The 13,094-nt window shown below is 46.6% G+C and carries 11 protein-coding genes; all 11 read left to right on the top strand.

Annotation, left to right across the window (positions count from 1 at the left end; all coding sequences use genetic code 11):
- Window positions 1-4 precede the first annotated feature (4 nt).
- The 11 genes from MRBBS_RS10585 (at window position 5) to MRBBS_RS10535 (ending at window position 12,476) form a co-directional block, all read left to right on the top strand.
- Complete coding sequence (locus MRBBS_RS10585; protein ID WP_014871498.1) at window positions 5-949, top strand: glycosyltransferase; 945 nt, start codon at window positions 5-7, stop codon at window positions 947-949.
- Window positions 946-2,085: a glycosyltransferase gene (locus MRBBS_RS10580; protein WP_014871497.1), complete on the top strand. Its 1,140-nt coding sequence runs from the start codon at window positions 946-948 to the stop codon at window positions 2,083-2,085. The genes MRBBS_RS10585 and MRBBS_RS10580 overlap by 4 nt, the downstream gene beginning before the upstream one ends.
- Window positions 2,078-3,061, top strand: a complete 984-nt coding sequence (locus MRBBS_RS10575) for a hypothetical protein (protein WP_014871496.1) — start codon at window positions 2,078-2,080, stop codon at window positions 3,059-3,061. The genes MRBBS_RS10580 and MRBBS_RS10575 overlap by 8 nt, the downstream gene beginning before the upstream one ends.
- The gene (locus MRBBS_RS10570) at window positions 3,054-4,106 is read left to right on the top strand and encodes a FemAB family XrtA/PEP-CTERM system-associated protein (protein ID WP_014871495.1); all 1,053 of its coding nucleotides are present in this window, start codon (window positions 3,054-3,056) and stop codon (window positions 4,104-4,106) included. The genes MRBBS_RS10575 and MRBBS_RS10570 overlap by 8 nt, the downstream gene beginning before the upstream one ends.
- A gap of 11 nt (window positions 4,107-4,117) precedes the next feature.
- Window positions 4,118-6,052, top strand: coding sequence for an asparagine synthase (glutamine-hydrolyzing) (gene asnB, locus MRBBS_RS10565; protein ID WP_050996628.1), 1,935 nt, complete (start codon window positions 4,118-4,120; stop codon window positions 6,050-6,052).
- Between the two features lie 20 nt (window positions 6,053-6,072).
- Entirely contained in the window at window positions 6,073-7,242 is a 1,170-nt protein-coding gene (locus MRBBS_RS10560; protein ID WP_014871493.1) for a glycosyltransferase family 4 protein, read from the top strand.
- A gap of 108 nt (window positions 7,243-7,350) precedes the next feature.
- Window positions 7,351-8,136: a class I SAM-dependent methyltransferase gene (locus MRBBS_RS10555; protein ID WP_041635252.1), complete on the top strand. Its 786-nt coding sequence runs from the start codon at window positions 7,351-7,353 to the stop codon at window positions 8,134-8,136.
- A gap of 88 nt (window positions 8,137-8,224) precedes the next feature.
- A complete protein-coding gene (locus MRBBS_RS10550; protein ID WP_014871491.1) occupies window positions 8,225-9,100 on the top strand; it encodes a glycosyltransferase family A protein in 876 nt (291 codons plus the stop codon).
- Complete coding sequence (locus MRBBS_RS10545) at window positions 9,097-10,215, top strand: glycosyltransferase family 4 protein (RefSeq protein WP_014871490.1); 1,119 nt, start codon at window positions 9,097-9,099, stop codon at window positions 10,213-10,215. The genes MRBBS_RS10550 and MRBBS_RS10545 overlap by 4 nt, the downstream gene beginning before the upstream one ends.
- Complete coding sequence (locus MRBBS_RS18675; RefSeq protein ID WP_014871489.1) at window positions 10,205-11,158, top strand: glycosyltransferase family 2 protein; 954 nt, start codon at window positions 10,205-10,207, stop codon at window positions 11,156-11,158. Before MRBBS_RS10545 ends, MRBBS_RS18675 begins: the two co-directional genes overlap by 11 nt.
- A gap of 13 nt (window positions 11,159-11,171) precedes the next feature.
- Complete coding sequence (locus tag MRBBS_RS10535) at window positions 11,172-12,476, top strand: O-antigen ligase family protein (protein WP_014871488.1); 1,305 nt, start codon at window positions 11,172-11,174, stop codon at window positions 12,474-12,476.
- The last annotated feature ends 618 nt before the right edge of the window (window positions 12,477-13,094 follow it).

The raw sequence follows: 13,094 nt of genomic DNA, 5'->3' as shown, positions 1-13,094 counted from the left end.
CGGTATGGATACCGTCGATTTCGTAATACCGCACATGGGCCGGCCCGAAATGCTGGTGGCCACCGTTGCCTCTGTACTGGCACAAACCGGTGTTGACCGGGTAGCAAGCATCACGGTTGTAACAAAAAATCACAGCCCTTTAGACATTGAAGCCCACGAAAAGCTGCACGTAGTTTATGCGCCGGAGGCCTCTTCCATTTCAGATCAGCGAAACCGGGGTGTTGCGCTGGGCCAGGCACCGTTGATTGCCTTTTTAGACGCCGATATCCAACTGGCTGTAGATTGGCTACAAACGTGCGCCGAACAACTGGCGCAAAAGCCCAGCCGATTGCTGGTCAGCGCCATGCAGAAACCGTCAGCAAATGCCGGGCGTGTGGAGCAGCTGCGCACGGCTCTCAGTAATGTAAGCCTTGATGAAACCGTGCAGTTTCTTCCGGGGCGGAATCTTCTGGTCAAGCGCTCGGCGCACAATGCTGTAGGCGGTTTCCCCGGGCACTTAAAAACCTGCGAAGACTATTACTACACAGAAAAACTGTCCCGCCTGGGCGAGCTTTACTATACCTCTCGCACTGAATACATCCACCTGGGTGAAGACAAAACCCTGCGGCAAACCTTTACCAAAGAAATCTGGCGCTCGGAATACAACCTGCGTTCACTTTCAGGCCGAACCGTGCCACTGCGTGAATGGCCAAGTATTTTGCTGCCGTTCTGGATGTTGCTCGCGTTTATCGTTTTGCTTACAGGCTTTTATTCCAGAATGGCGTTGGCCGCGGGCATCTTCATGCTGCTTACCCCGTCAATACTTTACAGTGCAAGGTTGTATTTGAAGCCTTCCAACAATCTGCCGTTCCATTTCTTATTGCTGTTTTACCTGGTGTATTTTCTAGCTCGCACAGCAGGTACAGTAATGGGAATAAGGCTTATGCTGAAAAGGACTTTCGCGGAATGAGCATCAGGGTTCTTCAGTTCATCTGCCCCACCGGTTATTACGGCGCAGAACGATGGATCAATGCGTTAGTGTCGGCGAACGCCGACCCTACCATCGAGTACCACATCGCTATCACCGATGAAGCAGGTTCGTCGGACGAAGTGCTGAAGCGTTCGGCTTTACCCGACGCCTGTTTGCATCGCCTGAAGATGGCGTCAAAATTTGATTTTTTGTCTATTTTTAGACTGGCCAAGCTGCTGCGCGACTTGCGCATAGATGTGATTCATACTCATGGCTACAAATCCGACATTCTGGGTATCTCAGCCGCAAAGCTTGCAGGCGTGCGCTCTGTTTGCACCCCTCACGGTTTTGAAAACGCCGAAGACAGGCGCCTGAAAGCGTATATGTGGCTCGGCGGTAAAGCCTTTCACGGCTTTGATTGGGTTTGCCCGCTGTCTGAAGACATTGAAAAAACGGTTGTAGAGCAGTACGGGGTTAACACCCACAGAGTACAGCTGATCAATAATGGGGTAGATCTCAGCGAAGTTGAAGCTGCGATTGCAGCACCAAAAGCTCGTGAAACATCAGAGTTCAGAATTGGTTATATAGGCCAGTTGATCAGCCGAAAGAACCTGGCAGCAACGGTTAGTGCCTTTGACGTTTTTTATCAGCAAAATCAGAATGCCCGGCTTATACTGATCGGTGATGGCGATAGAAAAGCCAATCTGATGGGTCAGGTTGCAGAGCTTGGCCTTGCAAGCGCGGTGGAATTTCTCGGATTTCGGGATGACCGGCTTGCGTTTCTTCCTACGTTTGATGCGTTTGTACTAACCTCATCCCTTGAAGGTGTACCGCGCTGCCTGATGGAAGCGATGGCCGCGAATGTGTGTGTAACAGCCTTTGATATTCCAGGCGTAGACGTGCTTATAAAACCGGATCAAACGGGTTTACTGATCCCCTACGGCGACACCAGCGCATTGGCGCAGGCATGGGCCAATCTTGCACAGAGCCCGGAAATAAAAACAAGGCTTGCCAGCGCTGGCCGCACCCGGATTTACGACAGTTTCTCTGCTTCAGCGATGGCGGAGATTTATGGAACTCTGTTCAAGAACCTGGTTCCAGAACCCGCAGCAGGGCAGGCAGCGAAAGATGCGTAAAGTCTACTTTGTACTCAGCGTGGATACAGAAGAAGAATGGGATTGGGATGGCCCCTTTCCAAACCGGGTTATTTCGGTAGAAAACGTTGACCACCTGCCTGAATTTCAACACCAGGTTAGCAACATTGGCATAAAGACCAGCTACTTTCTGGATTACGCTGTGTTGGAAAACCCCCATTCACTGGGGATTCTGACGGACCTTTATAAAACCCACAGCAACATGGAATACGGCACGCACCTTCACCCCTGGGTAACGCCGCCGGTGGTTCCTGTGGGGTCAGAAGGCGACTCCCACATCGTAAATTTACCGATCGACATAGTAGCTGCCCAAATCCAGTCGCTAACAGACAAAATCAATGAGGTAACCGGGTGCAAGCCTACGTCTTTCCGTTCGGGTCGTTGGGGCATAAACGATGAAATACTTAAGTCCCTTGCACATCAGGGCTACCTGGTGGACTCAAGCATTTATCCATTCTATGAAAACGACTGGTTCAGTTGCGCTGATTACGACAGCTGGCCTCTGGCAATGTCGCACCTGAATACATCGCCCGAGTTAATAGAGCTTCCCGTTACCGCAGGCTTTAACCACAGGCCATTTACCAGCGCGCAACGCCTGCATAAAACTTTGGAACAACCTGGCTGGGCGCGCTTTCGGGTGATTGGATTGTTGTGGGCGGCCACCCTGCATCGCAAAATCTATCTTAGCCCGGAGCTGTCATCGGCAAGCGATATGATCGCACTGTGCAAGCAAATGCTGGCGCAGAACTACCCGGTGATTCACATGTATCTGCACAGTTCCAGCTTGTTACCGGGCTCAACCCGGTATGTTCAGTCTGAACAGGACAAAGCCCGCCTGATGCAGCGGATCGAAAAAGTGGTCAGCTTTCTTCGTTCACAGTGCGATGTGGAAACAGTCACCATCACGGATGCAGCGCTGAAATTGAAGAAGCAGGGAGTATTGAAAGCCCATGGCTAACACGCGGCTGCTTGATGCCAGCGAGAGTACGGAATGGAATCGCTTTGTGGCGAGCGCACAAAACGCGTCGCCCTATCATCGCTTTGAATGGCTGCAAGCCGTAGAGACAGTCTATGGCCATAAAGCGTATCCGCTGGTAGTCGAAGAGGGTGGAACGGTTCTGGCGGTGTTACCGCTTATTCTTATGAAAACGCCGCTGGCCGGAAAAGCGTCGCTTGTCAGCTTGCCGTTTTGCGACCTGGGCGGAATTCTAGGTGACGAACACCACCGGCCGCTACTGCACGCCAAAGCGATAGAGTTGTCGACAGAATTAGGTGCTTTATTACTTGAAATCCGACAGCGTGAGCGGGGTGGGTTGGGTCTGGATTTTGACCGCCTCAGCGCGGAACTTGAAGGCCAGAAAGTCAGCATGCTGCTTGAATTGGAACCGGGTAGCGAACAGCAACTGGCAGCGTTCAAGCCAAAACTCAGAAGCCAGATCAAAAAAGCCATCAAAAACGGCTGCACAACCGCCGTGGGCAACAGCCCACAACTGGTCGAAGACTTTTATTACGTGTTCAGCCGGAACATGCACTCGCTGGGGTCGCCGGTGCACAGCAAACAGCTGTTTCACGCTATATGCAAAGCTTATGGTGATAACGCCCTGGTGAGTGTTATCTATTTTGAGGGCAAAGTAGCCGCCGGTGGTATTGTGCTAAAAAACGGCAATTGCGCGGCTATTCCCTGGGCGTCTTCACTGGCGGAATATAACCGACTGGCACCCAACATGTTGTTATACTGGAAACTGATTTCCCACTGTGCGAATGACGGTATTGGCGTTTTTGATTTTGGTAGGTCATCCTTTGGTGAGGGTACTTTTCGATTCAAAAAACAATGGGGTGCGCAGCCCTATTGTTTGACATGGGAAAACTGGCTTGGCCAGTGCGGTAGCCTGCCTGCCTCCCAGAGCCGGGCAAGGGCCATGGTTGAAAATGCCTGGCGCCGCCTTCCCCTGAGTGTTGTGAACATTCTGGGGCCGCTCATTCGCAAGCATATTCGTTTATAGGGATCGTTCACGTGTGCGGCATAGCAGGATTTACCACAGCGACTTCAACGGAAACTCACGTGAGCGTTGCCAAGGCAATGGTTCATGCATTGCGCCATCGCGGGCCAGACGCCCAAGGCGTTATGCAGTTCAATGGCGCCGTACTGGGCCATGCACGGCTGAGCATTATTGATCTTTCTGAAGCAGGCAACCAGCCCTTTGTATCCGCAGACGGTCGTTACGCTATTGTATTTAACGGCGAGATTTACAACTTCCAGAGCCTGCGTACAAAATTGGAAGGGCAAGGCATCCGGTTTCGTACCCAAACCGATACCGAAGTGGTTATGGCGCTGCTGGCCCACGAAGGATTGGGTGCAGTACAGCAACTCAACGGTATGTTTGCCATAGCACTGTGGGATAACGAAGCGGGAACCCTGGACCTGATTCGTGATCGAATCGGCAAAAAACCTCTTTACTACACTGAGCAAGATGGTCAACTGCTGTTTGCGTCAGAACTGAAAGCACTTCTGGCATGTCCGAATGTGCCCCGTGATATCCGCCCGGATGCGGTTTATGACTTCTTCGCCTATCAATACGTGCCAGACCCGAAAACCATTTTCAACAATATTTACAAACTGGAACCCGGTAGCCATCTGCATCGCAGCCGGAACGGCCAGATTCAAATCCAGCGTTACTGGTTGCCAGAGATGGGCGAGCCAGAACCCATCACCATGGAAGAAGCCAAGGGCCAGCTGCTGGACTTAATCGAAGACGCCACAAAACAGCGGATGATCAGCGACGTACCCCTGGGCGCTTTTTTAAGCGGTGGCGTCGATTCCAGCGGCGTAGTGGCAATGATGGCCAAAGGCGGCAACACCGTTACCACATGCTGCATAGGGTTCAATGAAAAAGCCTATAACGAAGCCGAATTCGCCCAAGCCGTTGCCCGGCAGTACAACACCGATCACAGATTGCACATGGTAAAAGACGGCGTAGCCGAGCGCCTGCTGGAAATCTGCCAGTTTTTGGACGAACCCTTCGCAGACTCAAGCCTGGTACCTACCTTTCTGGTGTCTGAACTGGCCAGACAAGATGTGACCGTTGCCTTGACCGGCGATGGCGGCGACGAAATTTTTGCCGGCTACGAAAAATACGCCACAGACTGGCGCGAGAACCAGCTGCGCAGTAAATTTCCGTCATCGGTACGCGCCGTAATGGGGGAGCTGGCCCCGGCCCTGCGCAAAGTGCCTAATAAATATGTGCGCCGCGCCAGCTCATTAATGCACAGCCTAAGCCTGAACCCGGCCAAAGCCTTTTATGTCACCAACACGTTTATAGACGACCACATCTGGCAAATGCTGTTGAACGAGGATTTCAGAACGGCGCTGGCAGACTATCACCCCAGTGAACTGACCGAACGCATCTATCACCAGTGCGATTCAAAAGATCACCTGGCCCGGGTGCTATACACCGACATGCGCACCTTTCTGCCCGGTGACATTCTGGTGAAAGCCGACCGCATGAGTATGGCCAACTCTCTGGAACTACGTTCGCCACTGCTGGATTACCGCATTATAGAATTTGCCAATCAATTGCCCAGCAAACTCAAGTTTCACAAAGGCAACAAGAAAATCATTCTTCGGGAAGCCCTTAGCCCCTTGTTGCCCCCAGACATACTCAATCGCAAAAAAATGGGCTTTTCCACGCCCTTGGCCAAATGGTTACGCGACGAACTGAAAACCATTGCCGAAGATTTTCTGCTGCACAAAGCAGAAGGGCTGGCGCAGATATTCAATAAAGACCACATTCAACTGATATGGGACCAGCACCAGCGCGGGCTATTCGACCATTCGCCGGTTCTTTGGAGCATGTTGATGTATGAGATTTGGTGGCAGAACTACATGGTCTCGGTTACTCAAAAACAGACCGAACCAGAATGGCGCGCCGATCTGGCATCCTGCTTTTAGACTAAAACTGGAATCTATAGATGTCGATTTTACTACTCAGCGAAATTTTCCCGCCCCTGCATGGGGGGAGTGGGCGCTGGTTTTATGAGCTGTATCGTCGACTGGAAGCCGGTTCCGTAACGATTGTGACTCAGAACAATACCAAAACGGCGGACAATCAACGCGTTGACAACGAATTCCCTCAGGCCATTCACCGAATAAAAATGGCATCGAACAGCTGGGGCCTAATCAGCCTGTCAGGCTTGGCGTTTTATACCGGTACATTGTTTCGTATTCTTCGACTAAAGCCAAAGGGCCTTGCCCAGATTCATTGTGGCCGCACCATCCACGAAGGTTTCACAGGCCTGCTACTGGCCAAAATTCTGCGCAAGCCGCTTGTGTGCTACGTGCATGGGGAAGACATCGAAGTAGCGCGCACAAGCCGAGAGCTAACCTGGATTGTTAAGCGGGTGCTGGCCGGTGCAAACCGGCTGATCTGTAACAGCCAGAACACGAAAGCGCTGCTTGTAGAACACTGGCAAGTGCCAGAAGAAAAAATCGCTGTGATTCACCCGGGCGTGGATGAAGACCGGTTCAAACCCGTGCCGCCGAATACTGAATTTAGAGCTGCACATGGCTGGACCGACCGCTTTGTATGCCTGACTGTTGGCCGGCTACAAAGGCGTAAAGGCCACGACAGAATGATTGAAGCGATTCCGCATTTGCTCAAGCACATACCTAACCTGATGTACGTGATTGTAGGGCAGGGCGACAACTACAAAAACCTGACAGCCGCCGTCAAAAAACTTGGTTTGGAGCAGCAGGTGCAGTTCCTGAATGAAATTGACGACAGCGATTTGATTGGCTGTTACCAGCAGTGCGACCTGTTCATATTGCCAAACCGTTCAGACGGCAACGACATCGAAGGTTTCGGCATGGTGTTAGTGGAAGCTCAGTCTGCCGGTAAACCGGTGATTGCCGGTAACTCCGGTGGCACCGCAGAAACCATGGACATAGGCATTACAGGGTTAATAGCAGACTGCACCGAACCTGCGTGTATTTCCGAAGCCGTTGTGGCCCTGAAAAAAGCTACGGAAAAGGGTGAATTCCAGCCTGATACTTGCAGGCAACACGTGCTCGGCAAGCTGACGTGGGCGAAGCACACCGAGCAGGCGCGGGCTGTTTTTGACCAAACCGTAGAGCTAAGGTGACACATCTTCGTAGATATTGGTTGGTAGCGATTTGTAAAATTATTTGGTCTATCACCAAGATAAATGACCACAACAACGAAAGTCATAATGGACTAGAGGAAGATCTACATGCTTGGTAAGTATAAGCGACCAACCAAAGAGGACCTGACTAAGCACTTCATAGAAAAATACGGCGATCCGGATACGACAGGCTGGAGCCCAAGACGACGGTATAAAATGGGATATTCGTTAGCCGGTGACGTTTACGAGGCAACGATTGATCAATTGATAGGCTCCAGCACTCGTTGGATGGATGTGGGTGGAGGGAGATCAATTTTCCCACACAATGAATTGCTTTCAGAGAGGCTATCTAAAAAATGCCTGCGCCTCGTTTCCGTCGATCCGAGTCAAAATGTGCATGACAATCCTTACTGCCATAAAGCAGAATGTTGTGTTATCGAAGATCTTGAAACTGATGAAAAATTTGATTTGATTACGCTAAGAATGGTTGCCGAGCACATAGAAAATCCTGATGACGTCGTCGAAAAACTTAAGTCTTTGATGGCGGATGGAGGTGTAGTCATAATTTACACAATTAATAAAAAGTCACCTGTTCCGATAATCACTAGAATAACACCATTCGAATGGCACTATAAATTGAAAAAGATATTCTGGGGCGGTGAGGAGAAAGACACCTTCCCAGTGCAATATAAAATGAATAGTAAAAAAGAACTGGATAGCATGTTTTTAAAGCAACGTCTAGAGCAAGTTGACTTCCGCTATTTAGACGACGTTTCTATGACGATCGCAATGAAATATTTGAATTTATTAGAGATGGTTTTTTGGAAATTTTTAAGTGTTCTGAGGTTACCTTATCCGGAGAATAATATTCTCGCTGTTTATAAATCACCATAAAAAACACAATAAGTATATTATTATATATAATAAGTGCTTAAATTTAAAAACCTTAAATAGTAAAGTTTAAAATATCGGAGAGTATACTTTGGCCGATGGATATTCCGTAGTCAGTTTTGCTTACAACGAAGCAGAGACAATTGCCGATGCAATAAGAAGTATAATTAATAATTCTGATCATAGATTAGAAAAAATTACCATCGTTGCGAATGGTTGTACCGACGAAACAGTTTTAGTGGCTAGTACTATATTGAAAAGTTGCACAGTGCCATACTTAATCCTTGATTTGAAGCTTGGTGATAAATGTAATGCTTGGAATAATTATATCCACAAAAATCTGCCAAAATCCGCGGTGCATTTCTTTGTAGATAGTGATGTGACTTTTACGAATAATGCATTTCCATTATTATTTGATCAGCTAGTAAGGGCACACGGAAAAAATGCAATTACGGGGTTACCGCAAGCTGGCCGTAATATTCAGCGACACACTGAATTAGCAACTAAGTACTCGTGTCTTTTCGGTAACCTGTACGGGCTCACTGATGAATTCGTTCAGCGGCTCGTTACACAGAAAATCTGTTTGCCTGTAGGGTTAAGTTGGATTGATTCTCAAATTACAAAATTGGTAAATGAAAACCTCAAATATAAAAAAGATGACTACCAGCATAGAGTCACTTTTTTAGAGGGAGTAGGCTACCAATTCGAAAGCCTGCATCCATGGCGATTGGCGGATATTAAGCTGTATATCAATAAGATTTGTCGGTACAAAGTCGGTCAGCTTCAAGAGCCTTTTCTTGATGTCATGCCTTTCGTGGACTGGCCCAACACAATGAACGATATTAACCTGAAAATTTTAAATAATGGTGTGAGCTTAGGGAGCTTAGGTGAAGTCGCACCTTTCCGTCATAAAGTCATGAAACGGTTGAGAAAAAAGTTTAAAGTTGAACCAGGGGCCCATGAATGAATGTACTGTATGTGCATAACGTTGGCAAAATGGGTGGGGCTGAACGGGTAACGCTGGATATCATTCGGAGCCTGGATAAAGGTGCCCACGATGCATTTTTGGTGACTCCGGAGGATGGGCCGTTGATTGCAGCAGCGCGGGAACTAGGTGCTACGGCTTCGGTACTGAAAATCCAACAGCCTGATATTCGAAAACCCTTCGCGACCTTAGCTGGTTTTCGCCTTTGGATAGATTATCTCAAGAAAAACCAAATAGACCTTATTCATATCGGTGATCTTTTTGTAAGCAGAACGCTGATCAAGCCCGCCAATAAATTGGGGATTCCTTTGGTGTTCCATATCCATTTTCCGATCGACTCACCGGCGTTGCGCTGGATTTTCAGAACTCAACCTAAAGACTGTCATTTTGTGTATTGCAGTCAAGAGTTGCACGATGTGGTGGCGCCGCGGGTTGAGGCGGTCTTCAATGGCGGAGAGCATCAAGTTATTCATAACGGAGTCGATACTGAACAGTTTAGGCCGTTCGAAATACAGAAAAATATGTTGTCTGACGATAAAATTAATATTGGTATCGTCGCCAACCTGCAGGAACGGAAAGGCCACATTGATCTCATAGACGCGGTTTCGCTCATTTATCCGAAGCATGAAGATATCCGTGTTCACGTAATTGGGGGCGATCTTTTTGGTGAATCACGAGAAATGCTGCTCAAACAACATGTAGAAGATATGGGGCTATCGAAAGTTTTCATATTTCATGGTCAAGTCGATAATATTCGCGATTACCTGAATGAGTTGAATATTTTGGTTTGTGCTTCCCATGAAGAGGCATTTCCGATTTCAATATTAGAGGCCATGGCTTTTGCGTTACCGATAGTGTCAACGGATGTTAACGGCATACCGGAGGCGCTCACCCACGAAATGACCAGTCTTTTACAGCCACCAAATTGTCCAGAAAAATTAGCTAAAAACCTCGCGCGAATTATTGAAGACGAGCCTTTAGGGCGCCGAATTGGATCATTGGCTAGGAAAGACGTTTTAGAAAAATTTAGCCTTTCTATATTCGGAGAAAAAATCGCTAGTTTGTACCAAAAGGCAAAGTCAAAGAATGACTATTAAACCTTTTTTCTCCGTCGTTATTCCAACTTATAATCGTGCAGATAAGCTCAGAAACACTTTGGCCGCGATATTAAATCAGAAATTTAGTGATTTTGAAGTCATTGTAATGGATGACGGCGGTGAAGATGAAACTGATGAGGTTATTAATTCATTAAACGATAAGCGCTTTACTTATTTTAAAAAGAAAAATAGCGGACCTCTATTAACTCGTGCAGAGGCAGCAGAAAAAGCAAAAGGCGATTGGATTGCATTCTGCGACAGTGATGATATTTGGCGTGATGATTATCTACAGAGCCTGTATGAAATAGCAAAAAACAAAACTATAGATAATATATTCAGTGATTACCTCGTGGAAGGTGAACAGTGCTCAAGAATTTCTAAATTGAATTCTGACGGCTTCTTCCAGGAGATAATTAAGCAAGAGATGAATGATTTATATATTTTGAAAACGAATGACTTTTTTTTGCGGTTGTTGGAAGTGCAGCCCATTATGATATCTGCCTTTGCTATTAAAAGAGATTTTTATGAAGCTATTGGTGGAATCGATAAGTCAATAGAAGTTATTGGTTCGGAAGACTCAGACCTGACTTTACGTGCATCTGCATTAGGCATAACAGCATACAGTAAGAAGTGCTCGGTAAAACTAGGTCGTGGAAATGATAACGTTTCCGATGATTATATAAGGAACCTTGAAGGTGGAACTGAGATACTGACTAAAATTTTAAGTAAAGGCGATGTTCCAGAAATACACTTTAAATCAATTCAGTCCGCAATAGATAGACAGTTTTTGGAGATTGCAGAGCAATATTACTGGAACCGTAACTTTTCTAGTTCTGTAAAAAACTTAAAAAAAACCAAGCTGTCCTTTGAAAGATTAGGCAGAAAATTTAAGCTTTTAGGAAAATTATTTTTTCGATTTTTGCAGTCGAAACGACACGCTTAAAGGTTGATTGTTAATGGGCCGTTTTCTACTTTTTACATTGATTATTGGTGCGGGTTTCTCATTACTATTTGCACCATGGATAGCAGGCCTGGCCTATGTGCTTAATAGCCTGTTGCAGCCGCAATATATTTGGTTCTGGATTTTTGAGGGCATACCCATTTTTCGAATTACCGCGGGATTGGCAATTCTGGGCTTAATCTTTGCACTCTCGCAAAAGAAAGCGGATTCCGAAATATATAAAGATAGGCAGAACCTGATAATCCTTATTATTTGGTTGTGGATGCACTTGTCACACATGCTGTCGTCTTTTAACGGAGTGCCTGTTTCTGTTTCGCCAGAATTAGTACTCGGAACTATTAATAGCATATTTATAATGTATTTTGTTTTGTTGCCACTTCTTAATAGTGAGAAAGCATTAAAATATCTATGTTACGGATTCATTTTTGTGGGCAGCTATTACGTATACTGGGCAAACTCTGCTTATATTAATCAGGAATGGTATCGTTTTGCTAACGGGCGCTTGAAAGGGCCTTATGGTAGTCCGTACAGAGACGAGAATGCACTTTCGACACTTATAGTGATGTCTCTTCCTTTTATAATTTTGCTTTTTTTCAGGGTGAAAAATACAGTTTTCAAGGGCTTAGTATTACTCTCTGTTCCAATGGCGTGGCATGCTATTGTTTTGTTTAGTTCTCGCGCGGCATTGCTGGCTTCAGTGATCTCTTTGCTATTGATGGCGTCTGTTATTAAATCGAAAAAAGTAAATATTTTGATTGCTAGTTCATTTGTGATTTTTATGGTTTATCAGGGGAGCCTGCTTATTGGTCGAACAACAGAGACTATAGAGAGTTCAAGGGTAGAGACCAATGAACCAATTAATCCAAGGCTTATATCTTGGGAGGCTGGTTTGCGTCTAATTCCCGAATATCCAATATTTGGCGCTGGCGTACAGATGTTTGAGGCTGCCACCCGTTATCACTTCCCGGGGAAGACTCCTCATGTAGCTCACAATACGTTTATCAACTTTTCTGCTAACACAGGGATTTTGACCGGTATAATGTTTCTTTTGCTCATATATTTGCCTTGGCGAAGGTTAAAAGATGCAAAAAAAACTAATGGCTCGTTTGATGATACGTATTATTACGGGACCGTAGCATCAAGTATTAGTTTAATGGGGTTCTTTGTGTGTTCTATGTTTTTGGATCTTATAATATATGAGCCTTTTTATATTGTGTTGGTGATAAATTTAATCGCATGGAAAGGCTTAAAGAAGACCGTAAATACAGCGGAGATTGCGGAGAGTCTAGGGAAACACTGATTTATTCCTCTCACGTTGCCAGTTTAGTGAAATGGTTACTCCTCCGCAGGAATAGTCAGAGACTGTCGTGAGGTGAGCGAGTTGCGCCCCCCCCAATGCCTTTGAAGTGTATGCTGCGAGCGTACTTTTGCAGTATTGGTGCGCCTTGGCGGACGAAGCGCTGGGAAACACCATCTATGACAGGCAGGTGCTGCTCATGCCATGCTTGCGCCATAACTCCGGAACGGGAACTCTTCTCTCGGCTTGCTTCAAGACAGCCATTATCTGGCTATCGGAAAAATGTGACTTCTTCATGCCGAATTTCTGATCACCATGATTTCTGGGTGGGGGGTTACTGGGCAAATGCGGCATGCTCATGCGCGAGCATTTGAGATTATTAGCGTAAAATAGTCCAAGATATCGCCTGTACTTGTTTTACGGACTTTTAGCACTGTTGCTAACTATACTAGGGTTTAAAAGCGGAATTTAGGTCGTAAAATGGCTGCTGTAAACTGAAAACAGGATATTTAATGATTCTGGTGCTCGAATCGGCCAGAAATAGTGCTGAAATTTGAGTAAACCTCACTCCAGTAAGAAATCACTGACTTTTTTAGCACCTCTTTAATTTATTCTTAAGCA

The sequence above is a fragment of the Marinobacter sp. BSs20148 genome (assembly GCF_000283275.1).
Classification (GTDB): Bacteria; Pseudomonadota; Gammaproteobacteria; order Pseudomonadales; family Oleiphilaceae; genus Marinobacter; species Marinobacter psychrophilus.
Note: the sequence above shows the minus strand (reverse complement) of the source record. Positions and strands in the feature narration are given on the sequence as shown.

What these genes read in the sequence shown, in the direction of transcription:
- MRBBS_RS10585 (WP_014871498.1), top strand. Translation starts at nt 5, where the DNA reads ATGGATACCGTCGATTTCGTAATACCGCACATGGGCCGGCCCGAAATG.
- MRBBS_RS10555 (WP_041635252.1), top strand. Translation starts at nt 7,351, where the DNA reads ATGCTTGGTAAGTATAAGCGACCAACCAAAGAGGACCTGACTAAGCAC.
- MRBBS_RS10535 (WP_014871488.1), top strand. Translation starts at nt 11,172, where the DNA reads ATGGGCCGTTTTCTACTTTTTACATTGATTATTGGTGCGGGTTTCTCA.
- MRBBS_RS10580 (WP_014871497.1), top strand. Translation starts at nt 946, where the DNA reads ATGAGCATCAGGGTTCTTCAGTTCATCTGCCCCACCGGTTATTACGGC.
- MRBBS_RS10575 (WP_014871496.1), top strand. Translation starts at nt 2,078, where the DNA reads ATGCGTAAAGTCTACTTTGTACTCAGCGTGGATACAGAAGAAGAATGG.
- MRBBS_RS10560 (WP_014871493.1), top strand. Translation starts at nt 6,073, where the DNA reads ATGTCGATTTTACTACTCAGCGAAATTTTCCCGCCCCTGCATGGGGGG.
- MRBBS_RS18675 (WP_014871489.1), top strand. Translation starts at nt 10,205, where the DNA reads ATGACTATTAAACCTTTTTTCTCCGTCGTTATTCCAACTTATAATCGT.
- MRBBS_RS10545 (WP_014871490.1), top strand. Translation starts at nt 9,097, where the DNA reads ATGAATGTACTGTATGTGCATAACGTTGGCAAAATGGGTGGGGCTGAA.
- MRBBS_RS10570 (WP_014871495.1), top strand. Translation starts at nt 3,054, where the DNA reads ATGGCTAACACGCGGCTGCTTGATGCCAGCGAGAGTACGGAATGGAAT.